General features: G+C 66.7%; 21 protein-coding genes. 6 read left to right on the top strand and 15 right to left on the bottom strand.

Features of this window, described 5'->3' with window-relative positions; genetic code table 11:
- Window positions 1-13 precede the first annotated feature (13 nt).
- From B7G54_RS24120 to flhD, 11 genes are all read right to left on the bottom strand, one after another.
- Complete coding sequence (locus B7G54_RS24120; RefSeq protein WP_085041348.1) at window positions 14-1,105, bottom strand: protein-glutamate methylesterase/protein-glutamine glutaminase; 1,092 nt, start codon at window positions 1,103-1,105, stop codon at window positions 14-16.
- Window positions 1,102-1,827 carry a chemoreceptor glutamine deamidase CheD gene (gene cheD / locus B7G54_RS24115; protein WP_085041347.1) on the bottom strand — a complete coding sequence of 242 codons (726 nt, stop codon included), beginning with the start codon at window positions 1,825-1,827 and terminating at the stop codon, window positions 1,102-1,104. Before cheD ends, B7G54_RS24120 begins: the two co-directional genes overlap by 4 nt.
- Entirely contained in the window at window positions 1,824-2,807 is a 984-nt protein-coding gene (locus B7G54_RS24110; RefSeq protein WP_085041346.1) for a CheR family methyltransferase, read from the bottom strand. The genes cheD and B7G54_RS24110 overlap by 4 nt, the downstream gene beginning before the upstream one ends.
- Window positions 2,808-2,810: 3 nt before the next feature.
- Complete coding sequence (locus B7G54_RS24105; protein WP_085041345.1) at window positions 2,811-4,790, bottom strand: methyl-accepting chemotaxis protein; 1,980 nt, start codon at window positions 4,788-4,790, stop codon at window positions 2,811-2,813.
- Between the two features lie 37 nt (window positions 4,791-4,827).
- Window positions 4,828-5,343, bottom strand: a complete 516-nt coding sequence (gene cheW / locus B7G54_RS24100; protein WP_085041344.1) for a chemotaxis protein CheW — start codon at window positions 5,341-5,343, stop codon at window positions 4,828-4,830.
- Window positions 5,344-5,394: 51 nt separating this feature from the next.
- Window positions 5,395-7,650: a chemotaxis protein CheA gene (gene cheA, locus B7G54_RS24095; RefSeq protein WP_085041343.1), complete on the bottom strand. Its 2,256-nt coding sequence runs from the start codon at window positions 7,648-7,650 to the stop codon at window positions 5,395-5,397.
- A gap of 33 nt (window positions 7,651-7,683) precedes the next feature.
- The gene (locus B7G54_RS24090; RefSeq protein WP_021164383.1) at window positions 7,684-8,061 is read right to left on the bottom strand and encodes a response regulator; all 378 of its coding nucleotides are present in this window, start codon (window positions 8,059-8,061) and stop codon (window positions 7,684-7,686) included.
- A 24-nt stretch (window positions 8,062-8,085) separates the two neighbouring features.
- Window positions 8,086-9,114 carry a flagellar motor protein MotB gene (motB, locus tag B7G54_RS24085; RefSeq protein WP_085041342.1) on the bottom strand — a complete coding sequence of 343 codons (1,029 nt, stop codon included), beginning with the start codon at window positions 9,112-9,114 and terminating at the stop codon, window positions 8,086-8,088.
- A gap of 13 nt (window positions 9,115-9,127) precedes the next feature.
- Window positions 9,128-9,988 carry a flagellar motor stator protein MotA gene (gene motA, locus B7G54_RS24080; RefSeq protein WP_011350592.1) on the bottom strand — a complete coding sequence of 287 codons (861 nt, stop codon included), beginning with the start codon at window positions 9,986-9,988 and terminating at the stop codon, window positions 9,128-9,130.
- A 180-nt stretch (window positions 9,989-10,168) separates the two neighbouring features.
- Window positions 10,169-10,723 carry a flagellar transcriptional regulator FlhC gene (flhC, locus tag B7G54_RS24075; RefSeq protein ID WP_085041341.1) on the bottom strand — a complete coding sequence of 185 codons (555 nt, stop codon included), beginning with the start codon at window positions 10,721-10,723 and terminating at the stop codon, window positions 10,169-10,171.
- A 92-nt stretch (window positions 10,724-10,815) separates the two neighbouring features.
- The gene (gene flhD / locus B7G54_RS24070; protein WP_069746442.1) at window positions 10,816-11,136 is read right to left on the bottom strand and encodes a flagellar transcriptional regulator FlhD; all 321 of its coding nucleotides are present in this window, start codon (window positions 11,134-11,136) and stop codon (window positions 10,816-10,818) included.
- A gap of 665 nt (window positions 11,137-11,801) precedes the next feature.
- On the opposite strand from flhD, the gene B7G54_RS24060 reads away from it, so the two are divergent.
- Window positions 11,802-12,866, top strand: a complete 1,065-nt coding sequence (locus B7G54_RS24060; RefSeq protein ID WP_085041339.1) for a glycosyltransferase family 4 protein — start codon at window positions 11,802-11,804, stop codon at window positions 12,864-12,866.
- A 105-nt stretch (window positions 12,867-12,971) separates the two neighbouring features.
- Here B7G54_RS24060 and B7G54_RS24055 read toward each other — a convergent pair whose 3' ends face one another.
- Window positions 12,972-13,268, bottom strand: a complete 297-nt coding sequence (locus tag B7G54_RS24055) for an H-NS histone family protein (RefSeq protein WP_021162849.1) — start codon at window positions 13,266-13,268, stop codon at window positions 12,972-12,974.
- 299 nt (window positions 13,269-13,567) lie between these two features.
- Here B7G54_RS24055 and aqpZ point away from each other — a divergent pair, with 299 nt between their 5' ends.
- Entirely contained in the window at window positions 13,568-14,308 is a 741-nt protein-coding gene (aqpZ, locus tag B7G54_RS24050; protein ID WP_085041338.1) for an aquaporin Z, read from the top strand.
- A 117-nt stretch (window positions 14,309-14,425) separates the two neighbouring features.
- Here the strand turns inward: aqpZ and B7G54_RS24045 are convergent, their stop codons facing one another.
- Window positions 14,426-15,250 carry a Cof-type HAD-IIB family hydrolase gene (locus B7G54_RS24045; protein WP_085041337.1) on the bottom strand — a complete coding sequence of 275 codons (825 nt, stop codon included), beginning with the start codon at window positions 15,248-15,250 and terminating at the stop codon, window positions 14,426-14,428.
- Between the two features lie 136 nt (window positions 15,251-15,386).
- Window positions 15,387-16,268, bottom strand: coding sequence for a glucosamine kinase nucleotide-binding domain-containing protein (locus B7G54_RS24040; RefSeq protein WP_085041336.1), 882 nt, complete (start codon window positions 16,266-16,268; stop codon window positions 15,387-15,389).
- 142 nt (window positions 16,269-16,410) lie between these two features.
- On the opposite strand from B7G54_RS24040, the gene B7G54_RS24035 reads away from it, so the two are divergent.
- Window positions 16,411-17,013, top strand: coding sequence for a DNA-3-methyladenine glycosylase I (locus B7G54_RS24035; RefSeq protein ID WP_085041335.1), 603 nt, complete (start codon window positions 16,411-16,413; stop codon window positions 17,011-17,013).
- 121 nt (window positions 17,014-17,134) lie between these two features.
- On the opposite strand, the gene rpsU is transcribed toward B7G54_RS24035, so the two are convergent.
- Window positions 17,135-17,347, bottom strand: a complete 213-nt coding sequence (rpsU, locus tag B7G54_RS24030; RefSeq protein ID WP_006401410.1) for a 30S ribosomal protein S21 — start codon at window positions 17,345-17,347, stop codon at window positions 17,135-17,137.
- 519 nt (window positions 17,348-17,866) lie between these two features.
- Here rpsU and B7G54_RS24025 point away from each other — a divergent pair.
- From B7G54_RS24025 to fliT, 3 genes are all read left to right on the top strand, one after another.
- A complete protein-coding gene (locus B7G54_RS24025; protein WP_085041334.1) occupies window positions 17,867-19,021 on the top strand; it encodes a flagellin in 1,155 nt (384 codons plus the stop codon).
- Between the two features lie 132 nt (window positions 19,022-19,153).
- The gene (fliD, locus tag B7G54_RS24020) at window positions 19,154-20,656 is read left to right on the top strand and encodes a flagellar filament capping protein FliD (protein WP_085041333.1); all 1,503 of its coding nucleotides are present in this window, start codon (window positions 19,154-19,156) and stop codon (window positions 20,654-20,656) included.
- Between the two features lie 24 nt (window positions 20,657-20,680).
- Window positions 20,681-20,980 carry a flagellar protein FliT gene (gene fliT, locus B7G54_RS24015; RefSeq protein ID WP_085041332.1) on the top strand — a complete coding sequence of 100 codons (300 nt, stop codon included), beginning with the start codon at window positions 20,681-20,683 and terminating at the stop codon, window positions 20,978-20,980.
- Window positions 20,981-21,198 lie beyond the last annotated feature (218 nt).

The raw sequence follows: 21,198 nt of genomic DNA, 5'->3' as shown, positions 1-21,198 counted from the left end.
CGTGACATTCCATTCAAACGCGCTGCACGCGGTCGCCCATCGTCGCCAGGCGCGCCATCACGCGTCGGCTCATCTCGGCGAGCGGCACGATCTCGTCCGCGCCGCCGAGCGCAATCGCCTCGCGCGGCATCCCGAACACGATGCAGCTTGCTTCATCCTGCGCGAACGTGTGGGCGCCCGCGCGTTTCATTTCCAGCAGGCCGGCCGCGCCGTCGCGGCCCATCCCGGTCAGGATCACCCCGATCGCGTTCTTGCCCGCGTGCGTCGCCGCCGAGCGGAACAGCACGTCGACCGACGGGCGGTGCCGGTTCACCGGCGGCTCGTCCGACAGTTGCGCAATATAGTTCGCCCCGCTTCTCGCAAGCAACAGGTGCGCGTGGCCCGGCGCGATATACGCGTGGCCCGGCAGCACGCGCTCGCCGTGCTCCGCTTCCTTCACCGCGATCCGGCACAGGCCGTTCAGCCGCTGCGCGAACGACTTCGTGAAGCCGGGCGGCATGTGCTGCGCGATCAGCACGGCCGGCGCATCCGGCGGCAGCGGCGTCAGCACTTCGCGGATCGCCTCGGTGCCGCCCGTCGATGCGCCGATGATGATCAGCTTCTCGGTACTGACGAGCGGGTTGTTGATCATCGGCGCGGCCGGATGGCTGTCCGCCGCGCGCGCGACGGCCTGCGGCTGCGGCGCCTGGCGCACGCGCGCACGGGATGCCGCGCGGATCTTGTCGGCGAGCTTTTCCGCGTAGTCGAGCATCCCGTCGCGAATCCCGACGCGCGGCTTCGTGACGAAATCGACCGCGCCGAGTTCGAGCGCGCGCAGCGTGATCTCCGAGCCGCGCTCGGTCAGCGACGACACCATCACGACCGGCATCGGCCGCAGGCGCATCAGCTTCTCGAGGAAGTCGAGCCCGTCCATGCGCGGCATTTCGACGTCGAGCGTGAGCACGTCGGGGTTGTGCTGCTTGATGAGCTCGCGCGCGACGAGCGGATCGGGCGCGGTCGCGCACACCGTCATGTCGGGCTGCGTGTTGATGATCTCCGTCATCAGGCTGCGGATCAGCGCCGAATCGTCGACGCACAATACTTTGATCTTCTGCACTGCGGTCATGCCTCCTGCTTTCTTGATAGATTCGCCGCCCGCACGCCGCCGGCCGGCGCCGCGCTGCGCGCGCCGAACAGCTCGATGCGCGGCCGAGCCGGCTGCGGCGGGGCCGGACGCTTCGCCGCGAACAGCTCGACCTGCGGACGCGGCCGTGCGGCGCGGGCGCGATCGGCCTCGCGGGCGAGCGCGGCTTCGCGCTCGGTGACGCCCGGCACCTGCAGCCGCAGCTTCTTCACCATCGCGCGCCCGCTGTTCGGCATGAACGCGACCTTGCGCGGGTGCACGCCCTGCAGGTCTTCCGCCGTGATGCGGATGCGTTCGAGCGCCAGGTAGCGGCGCACGAAATCCGCGTTGCGGTCGCCGATGTTGATCGTCGTCATCCCGGCCAGCACGGCAGCGCCCCCGAACACCTTCGCCTCGAAGCGTTCGCGGCGCCCGCCGGCCTTGATCATCTCGTTGATCAGCACTTCCATCGCATACGCGCCGTAGCGCATCGATTCCGACGCGGCCGCGCCCGGATCGGCGCCGTCGTCCGGCAGCATGAAATGGTTCATCCCGCCGATGCCCGCGTACGGGTCGTGCAGGCACGCGGCGACGCACGAGCCGAGCACGGTCATCAGCACCATGTCCTCGGACGTCGTGTAGAACTCGTTCGGCAACAGCTTCACGCCGGGACGGCCGAAGTGGTTGTCGAAGTAGCGATTGGTTGCGATCGGCAGGGCGCTCATCTGCGCGCTCCAGGAGCTGATGCGGCGCCCGCGGCATGCACGCGCACGGGAGACGGCATCGCGGGCGCCTGCGCGCCACGCAGCCGCGTGCCCTGCGCGGCGTCGCGCGTCAGTTCGTACACCGTCTGCCCGCGCAGCCGGAACGCCTGCGTGACATACGTGAAGTTTTCCGAATGGCCGGCGAACAGCAGCCCGCCCGGCTTCACGAGCGGCTCGAAGCGCGACAGCACCTGCCCCTGCGTCGGCTTGTCGAAATAGATCATCACGTTGCGGCAGAAGATCGCGTCGAACGGCTTCGCGATCCCGTAATCCGCATCGGTCAGGTTCAGCTGCTCGAAGCGGATCATCGCGCGCAGCTCGGGGCGCACCTTCACGCGGCCGGCCTGCGCGCCCGTGCCCTTCAGGAAGAAGCGCTTCAGCCGCTCGGGTGCCAGGTGCTTGACCTGGTCATACGTGTAGATGCCGGCTTCCGCCTTCGCGAGCACCTGCGTGTCGAGGTCGGTCGCGAGGATCGACGCGCCGCGCGCGGCCGATTCGCCGAGCGCCTCGATCAGCGTGATCGCGATCGAGTAAGGCTCCTCGCCGGTCGACGCCGCCGAGCACCAGACCGATACCGGTGCCGGGCGCCCCTTCACGAAATCCGACAGGATCGGGAAGTGGTGCGACTCGCGGAAGAACGCGGTCAGGTTCGTCGTCAGCGCATTGGTGAACGCTTCCCACTCGAGCGGATCGTTTTCCTGCTCGAGCAGGTCGAGGTAGTCGCGGAACGTGTCGAGGCCGCGTGCCCGCAAGCGCCGCGCGAGACGGCTGTACGCCATGTCGCGCTTGTGCTCGGACAGCGAGATCCCCGCGCGTTGGTGGATCAGCGCGCGAATGCGTGCGAAATCCGCGCCCGTGAACGCGAAGTCGCGCCCCGGCTCGCCCGCGCGAGGCGAGGCATCCGGTGCATCGGGTCGAAACTGCGCGCGCGCGTGCGGCATGGTTTAGAAGGTCTCCCAGTCGTCGTCGGACGTGCCGGCCGTGGCCGCCGCCGGCTTCTCGCCGTTCAGCGCCGGGCGCACGAGCGCAGGCTTCGCGGCCGGCTTGTCGGCCGGTGCGGCGGTTTTCGCGAGACGCGGCCCGTAGCCGCCCGCAGCCGTGCCGCGGGAAGCCGGTGCATCCTTCTGCGCGTGCGCGCCGGCATCGGCCGCGCGCTTCGGTTCGTGACCCGTGCCCGATGCAGCGGCAGCCGCAGCGGCGGTACGCGGCGCCGGCGCGGCGCGCCGTGCCGGTTGTGCGGCGGCCTGCGGGGACGGCAGCGCGGCGGCCGGCGCTGCGTCGAAACGCGGCTCGGACGTCAGCGCCGGCACGGCCGCCGGCTCACGCGCAACCGGCCGCGCCACACCGCGCGACGGCGCGAGCACGATGCCGCCCATCACGCGCCAGCCCGACACGATCGCCTTCATCTGGCGCGTCTGCTCCTCGAGCGACGCGGCCGCGGCGGCCGCCTGCTCGACGAGCGCCGCGTTCTGCTGCGTGACCGAATCCATCTGGCCGACCGCGCGGTTGACCTGCTCGATGCCGGTCGACTGCTCGTCCGACGCGGCGCTGATCTCGCCCATGATGTCGGTCACGCGGCGCACGGCCTGCACGATCTCGTCCATCGTCGAGCCGGCGCGCGACACGAGCGCCGACCCGCTTTCGACCTTCTCGGCCGAATCGCCGATCAGCTGCTTGATTTCCTTCGCGGCACTCGCGCTGCGCTGCGCAAGCGAGCGCACTTCACCCGCGACCACCGCGAAGCCGCGGCCCTGTTCGCCCGCGCGGGCGGCTTCGACCGCCGCGTTCAGCGCGAGGATGTTGGTCTGGAACGCGATGCCTTCGATCGTGCCGATGATGTCGACGACCTTGCCCGAGCTCGCCGCGATGTCCTGCATCGTCGACACGACCTGGCCGACCACGTCGCCGCCCTGCGTCGCGATGTCCGATGCGTTCACCGCGAGCTGGCTGGCCTGCCGCGCGTTCTCCGCGTTCTGGCGCACGGTGCCCGTCAGCTGCTCCATGCTCGACGCGGTTTCCTGCAGCGACGCGGCCTGCTCCTCGGTACGCTGCGACAGGTCGATGTTGCCGGTCGCGATCTCGCGCGCGCCGACGTCGATCGACTCGGTGCCGCGATGGACGGCCTGCACCATCGTCGTGACGGCGTCCTGCATCCGCTTGATGCCGCCGAACAGGCGGCCGATCTCGTTCGTGCTGAACACGTTGACCGGCTGCGTGAGGTCGCCGCCGGCGATGCGCTCGAAGTGCGCGATTGCGTCTTCCAGCGGCTGCACGATCAGCCCGCGCATCGCGAAGCGGATCGCGATCACGACGACGAACGCGATCGCGATGCCGGCCGCGATCAGCCCGATCATCAGCGAGATCTGCGATTGCGTCGCGGCCTGGCGATCTTCCGCGCGCTTCTGCAGCGACGCGACCACGGCTGCCGCGGCCTGGTCGTACGCGACGAACATCGGGCTGATCTTGGTATCGGCCACCGCGTGGTACGCGGCCATGTCGCCCGCGCGCGCGGCCGCGAACTCGGGCTCGACGCCTTCCTTCACGATCGTCGTGTAGCGAGCGGCCAGTTCGTCGACGAGCGCCTGCTCGACGCCGAACTTCGGCGTCGACTGGAACGCCTGCCAGTTCTGGTTCGACTTCGCATACAGCTCCTGCGCACGGTCGAGCACCTTGGCCGCGTCGGCCGTGTTGCCCGCTTCCGTCAGCGAACGGAAGCGGTCGAGCGACACGCGCGCGCGCAGCAGGTACGACGACGTGTCGTCGAGCGTATGGATCGCCGGCAGGTCGACGTGCGCGATCTCGTCGAGCGAGCGGCTCGCGTGATTCAGCGCGTACAGGCCGAGCCCGCCGACGGCTGCGGCCAGCGCCACGAGAATGAGTCCGACCGCCGTGAGCGTCGTGCGGATCGACCAGTTATGCAACATTGCAGATTCTCCCGAAATTCCTGCGCGCGCGGCGCACTTACCCGCCGAGCGTCTCGATCAGCGCCATTTCACGGCTCGACATCAGCTTCTCGATGTCCATCAGGATCAGCATCCGGCCGTCGACCGTGCCGAGGCCCGTCAGGTACTCGGTCGTCAGCGTCGCGCCGAATTCCGGCGCCGGCATGATCTGGTCGGTCTGCAGCGTCAGCACGTCCGACACGCCGTCGACCACCATCCCGACCACGCGATGCGCGACGTTCAGGATGATCACGACGGTCTGGTGGTCGTACTCGACGCGGCCGAGATGGAACTTGATCCGCATGTCGACGATCGGCACGATGATCCCGCGCAGGTTGATCACGCCCTTGATGAATTCCGGCGCGTTCGCGATGCGCGTGACGCTGTCGTAGCCGCGGATTTCCTGCACCTTCAGGATGTCGATCCCGTATTCCTCGTCGCCGAGCGTGAACACGAGGAATTCCTGTCCCGCCGCATCGCCTTGCGCCGCGTCGCGGCGGCTCGTCGCCGCGTTCGCCGCGGCCGGATTGATCATTTGGACTTCAGCAGACACGTTTGCCCCCAATCGGTTGAATGGCGAGAGACATCAGAACATCGCGAGCTCGGCGCCGGCACGGGCGCCGTGCGTCGCACGGGTTTCGCGGTTCAGCGCCGCGACGTCGACGATCAGCGCGACGCTGCCGTCGCCGAGGATGGTTGCCGCCGAGATGCCGTGCACCTTGCGGTAGTTGGTTTCGAGGTTCTTCACGACCACCTGCTGCTGGCCGACCAGTTCGTCGATCAGCATCGCGAAGCGGCGCCCCTCGGTTTCCATGATCGTGACGATCCCCTGGGTCGGGTCGGTGCGCGCGTCCTCGACCGAGAACACTTCGTGCAATGCGACGAGCGGCAGGTATTCGCCGCGCACGCGCACCACGCGTTCGCCGTTGCCGACCGTGTAGATGTCGTCGTTCGACGGCTGCAGCGACTCCATCACGAAGTTCAGCGGCAGGATGAAGATCTCGTTGCCGACCTTCACCGACATCCCGTCGAGGATCGCGAGCGTCAGCGGCAGCACGATCCGCGTGGTCGTGCCGCGGCCGGCCTGCGACGTGATCTCGACATGGCCGCCCATCGACTGGATGTTGCGCTTCACGACGTCCATCCCGACGCCGCGGCCCGACACGTCGGTCACCGTCTCGGCAGTCGAGAAGCCCGGCGCGAAGATCAGCTGCCAGACTTCGTCGTCGCTGATGTTGTCGGACACCTGCATGCCCTGCTTCGCGGCCTTCGCGAGGATCCGCTCGCGGTTCAGGCCCGCGCCGTCGTCGCTCACCTCGATCACGATGTTGCCGCCGTGATGCGCGGCCGACAGCACCAACTGGCCGACCGCGTCCTTGCCGGCGGCGACGCGCTTGTCGACGGTTTCGATCCCGTGGTCGAGGCTGTTGCGCACGAGGTGCGTGAGCGGATCGATGATCCGTTCGATCAGGCTCTTGTCGAGCTCGGTCGCCTGGCCGAACGTGACGAGCTCGACCTGCTTGCCGAGCTTGCCGGCGAGGTCTCGCACGAGCCGCGGGAAGCGGCTGAACACGTAGTCCATCGGCATCATGCGGATCGACATCACGGCTTCCTGCAGGTCGCGCGCGTTGCGCTCGAGCTGCGCCATCCCGTTGAACAGGCGGTCGTGCAGCGCCGGATCGAACGCGCTCGCGGTTTCCGCGAGCATTGCCTGCGTGATCACGAGCTCGCCGACCAGGTTGATCAGCTGGTCGACCTTCTCGACGCCGACACGGATCGAGCTGCCTTCGGCGCCCGATGCGGCCGCGGCGGCCGGGCGCGCGCGCTTGTCGTCGTGATGCGCGGCGGCCTGCGGTGCGTGGTCGGTGTGTGCTTGGGCGGGCTGCGGTTGCTGCGGTTGCGTGGCGGCGGCTGCCGGCTCGGCGGGCGCCGGCGCCGGTGCGGCCGGTTGCGGTGCCGCGGCCTGCGGCGCGAATACCTCGGCGCGCACCGGTTGCGCAGCGGCGGCCGGTGCTGCAGCCGGTGCTGCGGCGTCCTGCGCGGCAGCCGGCGCGGCCGGCGCCGTGCCACGCCCGACGCGGATCTGACTTTCGTCGATCACGAAGCAGCACACGGCGACGATGTCGTCGGACGGCACGTCCGATTCGACCCACAGCGTCAGGTCGGCGCCGACTTCCTCGCGGCCCACGATCCGGCCGAGGTTGCCGAGTTCTTCGGTGAGCAGTTCGCGATCCTTCGCATCGACGCCCACGAGCGTGATCTTCAGGTGCGGGCCGCCTTCGCCATCGCCTGCGTCGGCCGCCGGATGCGCAGCCGCGACGGCCTGCTCGACCACGTGGTCGGGCGCGCGATCGTCGCTGGCAGCCGGTTCCGCGACCAAAGCAGCCGGTGCGACGACGGCAGCGACCGGCGCCGCGGGCGCAGCCGCGGCGGCCGCCGGCGTACCCGCACCGCTCTCGACCTTCAGCCGCTCGAGCTTCGCGCAGATCGTCGCGGCGGCTGCCGCGTCCGGTTCGGCGCTCGCGCGGTAGTCGACGAGCTGGTCGGACAGCACGTCCTTGGTCTCGAGGAACGCGTCGACCATTTCCTTGGTCAGCGTCAGCTCATGGTTGCGCGCGCGGTCGAGCAGCGATTCGAGGATGTGCGTCGTATCGGTCAGCGCGGAAAAGCCGAACGTCGCCGCGCCGCCCTTGATCGAATGCGCGGCGCGGAAGATCGCGGCCAGATCCTCGGGGTCGGGCGAGCCGACGTCGAGGTTCAGCAGCAACTGCTCCATCTGCGCGAGCAGCTCGTCCGCTTCGTCGAAAAATGTCTGGTAGAACTGAGTGATGTCGAGAGTCATGCCCGGTCCCGGGTTGAATGCGTCGCGTGAATGTCAGGAAGCGGCCGGCTCGGACAGCGTCGCGACCAGGTCGACCAGCACGGCGGGGTCGATCGGCTTCTCGATCCAGCCGGTCGCGCCCGCGTCGCGCGCGGCGTCCTTGAATGCGTCGCTGCCTTCCGTCGTCAGCACGAGGATCGGCGTTTCCGTGTAGGCGGTCAGCTTGCGCAGCGCGGCGATCACTTCGAGCCCGCTCTTGCGCGGCATGTTCTGGTCGGTCAGCACCAGGTCGTACGGCACGGTGGCCGCCAGGTCGAAGCCGGCCTCGCCGTCCGGCGCCACCGTCACGTCGTACCCGGCCTGCGCCAGCGTTGCCTGGAGCAGCGCACGCATGGTCGCGGAGTCGTCGATGGCGAGAATGGTTCGGATCATGTCTGTCTCGGAATCTCGTAAACGTCAGGGTTTCGGCACGGCGACGGCGGACGCGGCGAGCGCCGGGCGCACGGCCGGCGCCGGGCCGGCCAGCTGCTGCGCGAGCTGCTGCGAGCCGGCCGCATCGGCCGACAGCGTCGTGGTCGTCGCATCGTCGCGCATCAGCGCCTCTTCGGATTTGCGGTTCAGCACGATCACGCTGATCCGGCGGTTTTCCGGATCGAGCGGGTCGGCCTTGTTCAGGTTCTGCGTCGACGCGAGGCCGAGCACGCGCAGCACCTTCGCCTCGCCCATGCCGCCCGCGATCAGCTCGCGGCGCGACGCGTTCGCGCGGTCGGCCGACAGCTCCCAGTTGCTGTAACCGCCCTCGCCGCCCGCGTACGGCACGGCGTCGGTGTGGCCCTGGACGATGATCCGGTTCGGCACGTCGTTCAGCGTCTTGCCGATCTCGCGCAGGATGTCGCGCATGTACGGCTCGACGTGGTCGCTCGACATCGCGAACATCGGCCGCTTCTGCGAATCGACGATCTCGATGCGCAGCCCCATCAGCGTGGAGTCGATGCGGATCTGCTGCTTGAACTGGCGCAGCGTCGGGTTGGCCTCGATCGCGGCCATCAGCTTGATCTGCAGGTCGTGCAGGCGCGCCTGCTCGAGCCGGTCCTGAGCGGCCTGCGCGGTCTGCGCCTGCGACCGGGAATGCTCGTCGCCCATCTTCGCGAGGCGTTCGGCGAGCTGCGTCGTGCCGTCGGTGCGGCGCAGCGTGCCGGCGTCGACGCTCGACAGGTCGCGGCCGCCGCCGTTGATGATGCTGGAATCCTGCGAGCTGCGGTCGCCGCTGCCGAACAGCGCGGCCTTCAGCGGCGTGTTGAAGTATTCGGCGATCCCCTTCAGCTGCACCGGCGTGACCGAGCTCAGCAGCCACATCAGCAGGAAGAACGCCATCATCGCGGTCATGAAGTCCGCATACGCGAGCTTCCATGCGCCGCCGTGGTGGCCCTTCTTCGCCGGGGCCACCCGCTTGACGACGATTGCGCGGTCCTTGCTCTTGCTCATCGGTCGCTCCGCGTCACTTCGCCTTCACGCGGCGCACGTGCTCTTCGAGCTCGGAAAACGACGGCCGCTCGGTCGAGAACAGCACCTTGCGGCCGAACTCGACCGCAATGGCCGGCGCATAACCGTTCAGCGTCGCGAGGATCGTCACCTTGATGCACTGGAACATCTTGGTCGATTCGGCGACGCGCTGCTCCGCGAGGCTCGCGAGCGGCCCGATCAGCCCGTACGACAGCAGGATCCCGAGGAACGTGCCGACCAGCGCCTGCGCGATCATCGCGCCGAGCACCGCGGGCGGCTTGTCGGCGGATGCCATCGTGTGCACGACGCCCATCACGGCCGCGACGATGCCGAACGCCGGCATCGCGTCGCCGACCCGCATCAGCGCGTGCGCGGGGCCTTCGCCTTCCGCGTGGTGCGTCTCGATCTCCTCGTCCATCAGGCTTTCGATCTCGAACGCGTTCATGTTGCCGCCCACCATCAGGCGCAGGTAGTCGGTCAGGAATTCGACGATGTGGTGATCGGCGAGGATCTTCGGGTATTGCGTGAAGATCGGGCTCTTTTCCGGATCGTCGATGTCGGCCTCGAGCGTGAGCGTGCCTTCCTTGCGTGCCTTCGCGAGCAGCACGTAAAGAAGCGCCATCAGCTCCATGTAGACATCCTTCGTGTATTTCGAGCCCTTGAAGAGCGTCGGCAGCACGCGCAGCGTGGCCTTGATGGTCTTGCCGCCATTGCCGAGGATGAACGCGCCGACACCGGCGCCCACGATCATCAGGATCTCGACGGGCTGGATCAAGGCGCCCAGATGCCCGCCTGCCAGCGCATAACCGCCGAAGACGGACAACAGCGTCACGAGTGTTCCCACGATAATCAGCACTGCCTGTCCCTCACGAATGACCGGCGGGGAGACCGCCGTTAAACAGGTTTACGGCAGTCGGCAGGAAAACTTTCGCGGCCGCCCGGCGGCGGCCCGACGGTGTTTACCAGCAATTCGCAGACGATTCGGGCCGCCCGGCGCGGCTGCTCGCGCCCTGCCCGGCCCTGCCCGACCCGGCGCTCAGGCCGCGGCGGCGGCCAGTTCGGCGCGCGCGGCGGCGGCCTTGCGGGTCTTGCCCGCGCGCGACGGCGGCTGGCAGAGGCCGCAGACGAAACCTTGATGTGGATCATGCGCATGCGCGACGAAATGGCCGCCGCAGCGCGTGCACGAGGTCATCTGCAGCATCCCCGAATCGAAGAAGCGCACGAGCGTCCATGCACGGGTGAGGCTCAGCGCGGCCTCGTCGCCGGACAGGTTCACGTGCTCCTGGTAGAGCCGATACGCCTTCACGATCGACTGGATCGGCTCGCAGCGGCCGTGGTCCTGCATGAACCGGTAGATGTTGTAGAACAGCGACGAATGGATGTTCGGCTGCCACGTCATGAACCAGTCGGTCGAGAACGGCAGCATCCCCTTCGGCGGCGACACGCCCTTCAGTTCCTTGTACAGCTTGATCAGACGATCCCGCGACAGGCTCGTCTCCGCTTCCAGCAGCTGCAGCCGGGCGCCCAGTTCGATCAGTTCGATGGCGAGGGTGATTTCCTTCACCTCGATCACGACGCTTTTGCTTGCCATGGTGATAACCGTCCGCGTGACGTTATTCGGATGGATGGCCAATACGCTGCCGGCCGGCGCGGCACGCCGGGACAGTCGCAAGGCGGGATGGATCAGCGGACGCTTTCGACCTGCTGCCCGGCCATCAGGATGGCCGAGTGGGCATGCGCGACGACATCGCTGCGGCCCTTGTCGGCGAGCGACGACAGCAGCGCGTGATCATCGAAGCGGAAGCGGCACAGCATCTGGTTCGACGCGGCCAGCTTCACGGTCTGTGCGAGCGTGAGGTTGGCGAGCACGTCGGCAAGTTCCTGGGAAATACCCATGCGGAACATGCCCATCGCCTTGTCTTCCCGCAGCAGGCGTTGCGCGAGGAGGAGGTACGACAGGTTGACCTCTTTGATCTCACTGAGCATTTCGCTGGTAGCGCTCATGATTCCCCCGTTAAAGAGCTTTGCTTTGGCCATTCATGTTATGAAAACGTTTGCTCGATCAGGGCGCTGTTGGCGCGCAGTCGGCTCGTTTATAGTCTTACAGGGCGAATTTTGGCCAAACGGCATTTATGCCGGTATCAGCGAAGTGGCGTATGCCGCGCAGGATTTGTCTGTAAACCGTGTAGGAATTTTTCCGACAAGGCGAATTGAAAGCGGCAATTGGGGAAGCGAGCGGCAGCGCGGATTCGGCTGCGACGGATCCGATGGCCTCCGCGCGATAGCGGAAGGCTTGCCGGCAAAGGCCGCCGACAATCGGATCGGTAAAAATTATAGTGGTTTTTCACGATAGCGCAACAATAGTTGCGGCTATCTCGATTCATGATTCCGTACCCTTTTTATCGGGGTTTTCGCGTATTTCAGCGTGTAACAAGCCTTAAGTGTTTGAAAAAACACTCGAACCCCGCAGGGCGATATCGATAATGGACTCCAATGGGCGGCGGCGCGAGCCGTGCCGGCCCGCCCCGCAGCTTGCCGTCCGGCGCCCCGCGCACCCCGCCCAGGGCCCGGCCACGTACCGCCAACCGCGTACGTCGGCGAGTTCCGCAACGTTGCACGGAATCCGCATCGGCGCCACCGCGCCCTCGGATCGAAACAGGAGAACACCCATGCGAATTGCCCAGATCGCGCCGCTTTACGAAGCCGTTCCGCCGAAACTCTACGGCGGCACCGAGCGTGTCGTGTCCTACCTCACCGAGGCGCTCGTCGAACTCGGCCACGACGTGACGCTGTTCGCCAGCGGCGACTCCGTCACGTCGGCCCGTCTCGAGGCGGCGTGGCCGCGCGCGCTGCGGCTCGACCCGTCGATCCGCGATTCGATGGCGCCCCATATGCGCCTCCTCGAACAGGTCGCCCGGGTCGCGCATGAATTCGACGTGCTGCACTTCCACCTCGACTACCTGCCGTTCCCGCTGATGTCGCGCCTCGACACGCCGTACGTGACCACGCTGCACGGCCGCCTCGACCTGCCGGAGCTGCAGCCTGTGTTCGATGCATTTCCGGACGCGCCGGTCGTGTCGATCTCGAACAACCAGCGCAAGCCGCTGCCGCAGGCCGCATGGGCCGGCACCGTGTACCACGGGCTGCCCGACACGCTGCTCACGCCGCAGCCGGGCGTGAAGCCCGAATACCTTGCGTTCCTCGGCCGGATCTGCCCGGAAAAGCGCGTCGACACCGCGATCCGGATCGCCGCGCAAAGCGGGCTGCCGCTGAAGATCGCCGCGAAGGTCGACAAGGCCGACGCCGACTATTTCAAGGAAGTGATCGAGCCGCTGCTCGACCAGGCGCACGTCGAATTCATCGGCGAGATCAACGAGGCGCAAAAGCCCGCGTTCCTGTCCGGCGCGAAGGCGCTGCTGTTCCCGATCGACTGGCCGGAGCCGTTCGGCCTCGTGATGATCGAGGCGATGGCCTGCGGCACGCCGGTCGTCGCGTTCAACCGCGGCTCCGTGCCGGAAGTGATCGAGGACGGTGTGACCGGCTTCATCGTCGAGGACGTGCAGGGCGCGGTCGGCGCGCTGCACCGGATCGACAGCCTGTCGCGCACCGCCATCCGCGAACGTTTCGACACGCGCTTCAGCTCGAAGGCCATGGCGCAGCGTTATGTCGAAACTTACGAATCGCTTTGCACGAGAACCCGGCAGCCGGCATTGCGCCGGGTCGCCGGCGCCTGATACGGAAATCCGCGAGGAAATATTCCGTAATCAAAGTCGCGCCGAAATCGGCGCGCAAAACAAAAGAGCCGCATCTCGATGCGGCTCTTTTGCTTGGGTTTCCGGTCATTCGATCAGGAAACGATCGCGATTTTTACCGACGATCCAATTCGGCGGTTTGCCGCGCCCGCTCCAGGTCGCGCCCGACTTCGGATCGCGGTATTTCGGCGGCAGTGGCGCCTTCTTCGGCGGGCGCCCGCGCTTCGCTCGCTCCGCGAAGCCCAGATCCTGGGCAGTCAGCCCATATTCGGCAATCTTTTGCTGGACTTCGGCAATCACCGCCGCCACTTCCTGGCGGCGCACATCGTCCGCCTGGGCCTGCAGATCGGCGATCTGCGCCTTGAGCTTCGCGTATTGAGACATTTTTCGACTCCCCTTTTCGATGATGCGGCCCCGGCGAATCCGGCCGGGACACCAACATCCGTTACGCCATCCGCACTGCCGCCCTACCCTTCGTAATAAATGCTGTCATCTTTAACCAATTCGACTATATCGAGAATGCGGACTTATTCTAATAAAAGGCATTCGTCAGCCATTCAAATTTAACAATCGTTGACCCTCCCCGACCCGATTCATTTCCTATAATCCAGACCAATTCCGGTGATGGTTTAAATCCGTCGTGTCGTCCGGTTGTCTTCAATCCACTTGAACGAGGTCCTTACATGAATCTTTCTCAGCGTCTCGCTGCAGAGGTATTCGGCACGTTCTGGCTGGTGCTCGGCGGGTGCGGAAGCGCCGTGCTGGCCGCCGCCTTTCCGGGCCTCGGCATCGGCTTTGCCGGCGTCGCACTTGCCTTCGGCCTGACTGTGCTGACGATGGCATTCGCAATTGGCCATATTTCGGGCTGCCACCTGAATCCGGCGGTGAGCGTCGGCCTGACGGTCGCCGGCCGCTTCCCCGTACGCGATCTCGTGCCGTACATCGTCGCGCAGGTGGTCGGTGCGACGCTCGGCGCATTCGTGCTGTACCTGATCGCGACCGGCAAGCCGGGCTTCGACGTCGTTGGCAGCGGCTTTGCGACGAACGGCTTCGACGAGCGCTCGCCCGGCCACTACGCACTCGGCGCGGCGTTCATTTGCGAAGTCGTGATGACAGGCTTCTTCCTGTTCGTGATCCTGGGCGCCACCGACAAGCGCGCACCGGCCGGCTTTGCGCCGATCGCGATCGGCCTCTGCCTGACGCTGATTCACCTGATCTCGATCCCGGTCACCAATACGTCGGTGAACCCGGCCCGCTCGACCGGCCCCGCCCTGTTCGTGGGCGGCGAAGCAATCGGCCAGCTCTGGCTGTTCTGGGTGGCGCCGATCATCGGCGCGGCACTCGCCGGGATCATCTACCCGCTGGTCGCGGGGCGTGACAACGCCGTCGACCTGCTGCCGGTATCAGCTCGCACAATCGAATAAATCACTACGGGGTCAAGCGAGCAGAGCAGCGAGCCTCACGCTGTCCAAGAAGACGAGGCAGGCAATTTCGACGGGCGCCACTGGCGCCCGTTTTTCATTTCCGCCCCGGCAGGATGCTCAGGATGCGGCGACGTTGCCTTCGAGCGAGAACAGCGTGCGCAGGTGGCGGGCGACGCCCGCGTCGAAGTTGTTGCCGATCCGCGGGATGTGCGGCAGCCGCGCGATAAGGTCGGGGTTCGCGTTGTTCATCATGAACGCGTGGCCGGCGGTTTCGAGCAGATCGATATCGTTCATGTTGTCGCCGAACGCGATGCAGTGGCCGGTGTCGACGCCGAGCCGCGCGAGCACCGAGCGCAGCGCGCGGCCCTTCGACACGTTCGCGGTCATCACTTCGAGGCAGTCGGGCAGCGAGTACGTGACGTAAAGCGCATCGCCGAAACGCACGCGCATCTGCTCGGCGACGACCGCCAGATCGGCCGGATCGCCGATGTACAGCACCTTCGCGATATCCGTGCCGTCGTGCGCGGCCATGTCGATCACGTCGTAGCGGAAGCCCGAATCCTGGTGGAATTCGAGCAGGTGCGGCGCATCGCGGTCGATCAGCCAGCCCTCGTCGGTGAACAGGTTGACGATCACGCGGCCATGCGCGCCGACGACGCCTGGCTGCACGAGGCCGCGGACGATCGCCGGATCGATGTCCTGCGCGTGGATCGTCGTGTCGTCCGGCGCATGCACGCGTGCCCCGTTCGACGTGATCAGGTACGGCCGGATGCCGAGCACGTCGCGAATGCCGGCGACGTCCGCGTAATGGCGCCCGGTGGCGATCACGAACTGCAGGCCGTCGCGGTCGAGCCGGCGGACGGTGTCGATCGTGTACGGATCGAGCTGGTGGTCGCTGTTCAGCAGGGTACCGTCGAGATCGGTGGCGATGACTTTGTACATGGGACGGAAGAATGGCGCTCAGGGCTCAGCGGAACGGCCATTTTAACGTCGTGCCCGGTTGCCCGCCGGACGGTTCCCGGTCGATCGCCGCCAGCAGCCCGCTTTCGGTGCGCCTTCAACCACCCTTGAAACGCCATCAGTTCCCTTCCGCCGCCCGCAGTGCCTGCAGCGCGAGCCGCAGCGCACCGTGTGCCGAATCGTCGAGCGGCGCGCGCAGCCGGGCTGCATGGCGCGCCGGCACGGCCGGGGCAAGTGCGTCCGCCAATCCGCCGCACAGCGCGACCGGCAGCGCCTGCTGCGGATCGAGCGCGTCGATCATCTTGCCGATCTCGTCACCCGCCTGTGCGATCAGCGTGCCCGCGACCGGATGCGAACGGTGCGCGAGCACGATCGGCGCAAGCCGCGCATAGATCGTCTGGTTCGCGTCGCACGACCACTGGACGAGCGCGTCGCGATCCTGTGCGCCCGTTTCCGCGAGCAGCGCATTGGCGAACGCATCGCGCGGCACACGGCCGTCGAGCGCCTGCTGCGCATACGCGAGCGCGCGCACGCCGAGCCATGCGCCGCTCGCCTCGTCACCGGACGGAAAGCCGAAGCCGCCCGCGATCCGGCAGGCGCCGGCCGCATCGAGCGCCGCCGCGATGCTGCCGGTGCCGAGCGCGACGATGAGCCCCGGCGCGCCGCCGTGGGCGCCGACGACGGTCGTATACGCATCGCTCTCGACCGCCAGCGCGCCGAGCGGCGCCTGCGCGCGGAACGCGGCCAGCCACGCCGCATTGTTGACGCCCGCAAGCCCGCAGCCGAGCGCGCACTGCGACCAGTCGAATGCGAGACCGGCCTGTGTGAACGCGTCCGCGCAGGCCGCGCCGATCGATGCCCACGCGCGCTCGATGCCGAGCCCGAGCCCCGACGGGCCGCCGCGCCCCTGCGCGAGCTCGCGCCCGTGCCGGTCGGCCAGCACCGCGCGCGTGCCCGTGCCGCCGCCGTCGATGCCGATCGCAAAAAGTAATGCCGCCATGCCTTCATCCCGCTGATTCGAACAGGCGCCAAGCTTAACCGGATCGGCGCCGCGCGCCCATCTGCCGTTCGGCCGGCTGTTCCGTGAAAAGCGCTTCCGCTATGCTGACGCGATCGAATCGATACGGAAAGCGAGGCAGACGATGTCGCAGCGGTGCAACTGGGTGAAGACGGAAGCGGATGCTCACTATCACGATACCGAGTGGGGCGTGCCGTCGCACGACGATCGCCACCTGTTCGAAATGCTGATCCTGGAAGGGGCGCAGGCCGGGCTGTCATGGTCGACGATCCTGAACAAGCGTGCGGGCTATCGCGACGCCTTTGCGGATTTCGACGTCGATGCCGTCGCGCGCTTCACGCCGAAGCGCATCGAGAAGCTGCTGGAGAATCCCGGCATCGTACGCAACCGTGCGAAGGTCGAATCCGCCGTCACCAATGCGCGCGCCGTGCAGCGCATCCGCGAAGAGCACGGGTCGCTCGCCGCGTTCCTGTGGTCGTTCGTCGGCGACACGCCGGTCCAGAACGCGTGGCAGTCGTACCGCGACGCGCCCGCGTCGACCGAACAGTCCGACGCGCTCAGCAAGGCGCTGAAGTCGTACGGCTGCAAGTTCGTCGGTTCGACGATCTGCTATGCGCTGATGCAGGCCACCGGCATGGTCAACGATCACGAGGTTGGCTGCCCGTGCCACGCGCAATGCGCGACGCTCGGCGGCAAGCAGCCGGCACGCCGGCGCAAGGCGGGTTGACGGCGCGGGGCGCACTGGAGCCGCCACGGCCTCGGGATTTTCCCGAACCCCAAAAGCAAAACGGCGGAGCGGCTTCTTTCGAAGCACGCTCCGCCGTTTCGCGGCGAACCGTCAGACGCTCTTAGTGGAGCTTCTTCGGCAGCATCTGGCTGCGCAGGCGCTTGTGCAGGCGCTTGACGGCTGCTGCCTTCTTGCGCTTGCGGACTGCGGTCGGCTTTTCGTAGGACTGGCGTTCGCGCAGTTCAGCGATCAGGCCATTTTTTTCGATAGCGCGGCGAAAGCGGCGAATCGCCACTTCGAACGGCTCGTTTTCTTTCAGAAGAATCGTCGTCATGTCGTTCCTAAATTGCTTAAACGGTCAAAAACGTAGCGGCCAAGCGCCACGCACCGGCCATCCGAGCGTCCCCACAAACAGGCGAAACGAGCGGAAATACGGCCTCGGAGGCCGGAAAAGAGAGGCGGAAAGCACCGCGAGTACGCTTCACAAGCCGCGTGCAGCGCCGCGTTTGACTGCCAGCAGACATGCCGAAAACGGCAGAGCCTTGACAGAAATCTCAATTCAGCCCGCCATCATAGCAGAGAATCACAGACAAAACCACCCTTTTGTCGATCGCGTATGCACAGGCGAACGACTGCGTGGTTGGGCCGCTCTCTGGGCCATCCATCTGAAGTCGCGCCGGAGCCCGTCCGAAATGACAAAGAAGGATAAAAAATCGGGCCGAATCTCAACGCACCCCTCAAGTTTTGTTTTGGTGCGCCGAAATCCTGCTCTGAGGCGGCCAGCAATGAACGAGTGCTTCCGCCGACGCCAAAACGGCTTTCCAGGGCTTTCGGCTTAAACAGGAGATTTTCCATGCTCGGAATTAACAGCAACATCAACTCGCTGGTTGCACAGCAGAACCTCAACGGCTCGCAGAACGCCCTGTCGCAGGCAATCACCCGCCTGTCGTCGGGCAAGCGCATCAACAGCGCAGCAGACGACGCAGCAGGCCTCGCGATCTCGACCCGGATGCAGACCCAGATCAACGGTCTGAACCAGGGCGTGTCGAACGCGAACGACGGCGTGTCGATGATTCAAACGGCATCGAGCGCACTGTCGTCGCTGACGAACAGCCTGCAGCGTATCCGCCAGCTGGCCGTTCAGGCGTCGACGGGCACGATGTCCTCGACCGACCAGGCAGCACTGCAACAGGAAGTTGCACAACAGATCCAGGAAGTGAACCGTATCGCGTCGCAAACGACGTACAACGGCACGAACATCCTGAACGGCAACGCAGGCATCGTGTCGTTCCAGGTTGGCGCAAACGTCGGCCAGACGATCTCGCTGGACCTGAGCCAAAGCATGTCGGCTGCGAAGATCGGCGGCGGCCTGGTGCAGAAGGGCCAGACGGTTGGCACGGTGACGGGCCTGAGCCTCGACAACGCCGGCGCGTACACGTCGTCGGGCGCAGCGATTACCGCGATCAACGTGCTGTCGGACGGTCAAGGTGGCTACACGTTCACCGACCAGAACGGCGGTGCCATCACGCAAACCGTTGCCCAGTCTGTGTTCGGCGCAAGCGCAACGACCGGCACGGGCACGGCAGTCGGCGCGCTGTCGATCCAAACGAGCGCAACCAGCTCGAGCATGTCGGCAGCGTCGCTCACCGCGATCACGAACGCCGTCGCGCAGATCAACGCCGTCAACAAGCCGGCAACCGTGTCGGGCCTCGACATCAGCACCGTCAGCGGTGCGAACGTCGCGATGGTGTCGATCGACAACGCGCTGCAAACGGTGAACAACGTCCAGGCACAACTGGGCGCGGCACAAAACCGTTTCACGGCAATCGCAACGGCGCAGCAGGCAGAATCGACCGACCTGTCGTCGGCACAGTCGCAGATCACCGACGCGAACTTCGCGCAGGAGACCGCGAACATGTCGAAGAACCAGGTGCTGCAACAAGCTGGCATCTCGGTGCTCGCACAGGCAAACTCGCTGCCGCAGCAGGTCCTGAAGCTCCTGCAGTAATCGCGTAGCAACCCACGGCCGGGCCCCGCGTAACGCGCGGCCCGGCCGCAAGCGCTTGGCACGCGGGGCTTCGCCCCGCTGCCAGGTCTTCACCCCGCATTTCACGGATCACCCGCCGCACGGAGCACTACGATGTCGACGATCAATCCCGCCGTCACCGCCGCCAACAACTCGGCCAACAGCGCGCTGCAGCAAGCTGCCCAATCGATCATCAGCGGTTCGACCGGCAACTCGTCGATGGACGTCAACTCGCTCGTGACGGCACTCGTCAATGCGAAGACCGCCGGTCAGGCCGCGGCGCTCACCGCGCAGCAGACCAGCGACAACACCCAGATTTCCGCGTACGGCGCCCTTTCGGCGGCGCTGAGCGCACTCCAGGCCGGCGTCACGACGCTGTCGAACGGCTCGCTGCAGAACACCTTCACCGCCACCGCGAGCGGCACCGGCCTGACCGCGACCGCGGGTGCCGGCGCCGTCGCCGGCAGCTATTCGGTCGGCGTCACGCAGATCGCGACGTCGCAATCGTTGTCGTCGGCCGCGTTCGGCGCGTCGACGGCGCTCGGCACCGGCACGATGACGCTGTCGCTCGGCAGCAAGTCGTTCACGGTCGACGTGAACGGCGCCAACAACACGCTGTCCGGCATCGCCGCCGCGATCAACAACACGACCGGCAACCCGGGCATCGTCGCGTCGGTCGTCAACGGCAGCGACGGCGCGCACCTCGTGCTCAGCTCGACGCCGACCGGCGCGGCGAACGCGATCAGCGTCGCGGTCAGCAACGTGTCCGGCGACAACGGCCTGTCCAGCCTCGGCGTCACGTCGACGGCCAGCACGACGGGCGGCCAGTCGACCTTTACGTCCGCGAACGGCAGCGCCGCCTGGAAGCAGAGCACGGCTGCGCAGGACGCCACGTTCACGATCAACGGCATCGCCGCGACGAGCGCAAGCAACACCGTGTCGAGCGCGATCACCGGCGTCACGCTGAACCTGACCTCGGCCGCAGTCGGCTCGACGCAAACGCTGACGGTCGCCACCGACACGAAGAGCCAGGCCTCCGCAATCAACAACTTCGTGACGCTCTACAACACGCTCGTCACGACGATGGGCTCGCTGTCGAGCTTCACGTCCGGCGCGTCGTCGCAAGGCCCGCTGCTCGGCGACTCGACGCTGAACACGATTCGCAACGCGCTCGCATCGGTCGTCGCGAGCGGCGTGAAAGGCAGCGGCTCGACGGTCAACCTCGCGTCGATCGGCGTCACGCTGCAGGCCGACGGCACGTTGCAGGTCGACAATACGGCGCTCAACACCGCGCTGCAGAGCAACCCGACGGGCGTCGCGTCGTTGTTCAATTCGACGAACGGGATCGGCCAGCAGCTGACGGCCGACATCACAAACTACACGCAGACGAACGGGCTGATCTCTGCCCGCACGACGGCGCTCAACAACGACCTGAAGAGCGTCACCACGCAGCAGACGAACCTATCGAACTACGCGGCGCAGCTGACCAGCCAGTACCAAGCGCAGTTCACCGCGCTCAACTCGCTGATGGCGACGATGAACAGCAACTCGCAGTACCTGACGCAACTGTTCGGCGGCACGAACAGCGCCGGCGCGCTGTCGAACAACAAGGGCTAACCGGCAGCCGACAGGAGAGCCACGATGCAACAGACCGAACTGATCGCCCAGCTCGACGCGCTCACCGACGCGATCGAGCATGCGGCCACGATGGCCGACTGGATCGAGGCGGCCCGCCTCGTCGACATACGCGAGCCGCTCGTCGCGTCGCTCGCGGCCGACCAGCCGCCGGCCGGCATCGCCGCGATCCGCCGGATCCAGGCCAGCAACGAACGCATCTTCGCCGACGCGCAACGCGCGCAGCAGGAGCTGACCGACGCATACCAGGCGGCGATGGGCCGCGTGCAGGCCGTCGGCCAGTACCAGAGCGTCGCGAGCCGCTGACGCGCGCCTGGCGCCGCGCCACTGCCGGCGCCAGCGCCAGCGCACCAACCTGACAACAAGAACTACACGCTGATGTGAGGGCGTGCTCGTTCGCCTCCGCCCGCCTCGTGCGGGCGTTTTTTTTGGGATGCCACCAACCGCGCCTCCCCTGCTTCGGCCGACCGTTCAATCGGCCAAACTAACCCGGCTTTTCCCGTCACCTCGCGGCATCGGCGCGG

The organism is Burkholderia puraquae (assembly GCF_002099195.1).
Taxonomy (GTDB): domain Bacteria; phylum Pseudomonadota; class Gammaproteobacteria; order Burkholderiales; family Burkholderiaceae; genus Burkholderia; species Burkholderia puraquae.
The sequence above is the reverse complement of the archived record's forward strand: the minus strand, read 5'-3'. Positions and strand labels throughout refer to the sequence as shown.

Excerpts from the sequence above, each read along its gene's own strand:
- B7G54_RS24120 (WP_085041348.1), bottom strand. The coding sequence starts at position 1,105 with ATGACCGCAGTGCAGAAGATCAAAGTATTGTGCGTCGACGATTCGGCG.
- cheD (WP_085041347.1), bottom strand. The coding sequence starts at position 1,827 with ATGAGCGCCCTGCCGATCGCAACCAATCGCTACTTCGACAACCACTTC.
- B7G54_RS24110 (WP_085041346.1), bottom strand. The coding sequence starts at position 2,807 with ATGCCGCACGCGCGCGCGCAGTTTCGACCCGATGCACCGGATGCCTCG.
- B7G54_RS24105 (WP_085041345.1), bottom strand. The coding sequence starts at position 4,790 with ATGTTGCATAACTGGTCGATCCGCACGACGCTCACGGCGGTCGGACTC.
- cheW (WP_085041344.1), bottom strand. The coding sequence starts at position 5,343 with ATGATCAATCCGGCCGCGGCGAACGCGGCGACGAGCCGCCGCGACGCG.
- cheA (WP_085041343.1), bottom strand. The coding sequence starts at position 7,650 with ATGACTCTCGACATCACTCAGTTCTACCAGACATTTTTCGACGAAGCG.
- B7G54_RS24090 (WP_021164383.1), bottom strand. The coding sequence starts at position 8,061 with ATGATCCGAACCATTCTCGCCATCGACGACTCCGCGACCATGCGTGCG.
- motB (WP_085041342.1), bottom strand. The coding sequence starts at position 9,114 with ATGAGCAAGAGCAAGGACCGCGCAATCGTCGTCAAGCGGGTGGCCCCG.
- flhC (WP_085041341.1), bottom strand. The coding sequence starts at position 10,723 with ATGGCAAGCAAAAGCGTCGTGATCGAGGTGAAGGAAATCACCCTCGCC.
- flhD (WP_069746442.1), bottom strand. The coding sequence starts at position 11,136 with ATGAGCGCTACCAGCGAAATGCTCAGTGAGATCAAAGAGGTCAACCTG.
- B7G54_RS24060 (WP_085041339.1), top strand. The coding sequence starts at position 11,802 with ATGCGAATTGCCCAGATCGCGCCGCTTTACGAAGCCGTTCCGCCGAAA.
- B7G54_RS24055 (WP_021162849.1), bottom strand. The coding sequence starts at position 13,268 with ATGTCTCAATACGCGAAGCTCAAGGCGCAGATCGCCGATCTGCAGGCC.
- aqpZ (WP_085041338.1), top strand. The coding sequence starts at position 13,568 with ATGAATCTTTCTCAGCGTCTCGCTGCAGAGGTATTCGGCACGTTCTGG.
- B7G54_RS24045 (WP_085041337.1), bottom strand. The coding sequence starts at position 15,250 with ATGTACAAAGTCATCGCCACCGATCTCGACGGTACCCTGCTGAACAGC.
- B7G54_RS24040 (WP_085041336.1), bottom strand. The coding sequence starts at position 16,268 with ATGGCGGCATTACTTTTTGCGATCGGCATCGACGGCGGCGGCACGGGC.
- B7G54_RS24035 (WP_085041335.1), top strand. The coding sequence starts at position 16,411 with ATGTCGCAGCGGTGCAACTGGGTGAAGACGGAAGCGGATGCTCACTAT.
- rpsU (WP_006401410.1), bottom strand. The coding sequence starts at position 17,347 with ATGACGACGATTCTTCTGAAAGAAAACGAGCCGTTCGAAGTGGCGATT.
- B7G54_RS24025 (WP_085041334.1), top strand. The coding sequence starts at position 17,867 with ATGCTCGGAATTAACAGCAACATCAACTCGCTGGTTGCACAGCAGAAC.
- fliD (WP_085041333.1), top strand. The coding sequence starts at position 19,154 with ATGTCGACGATCAATCCCGCCGTCACCGCCGCCAACAACTCGGCCAAC.
- fliT (WP_085041332.1), top strand. The coding sequence starts at position 20,681 with ATGCAACAGACCGAACTGATCGCCCAGCTCGACGCGCTCACCGACGCG.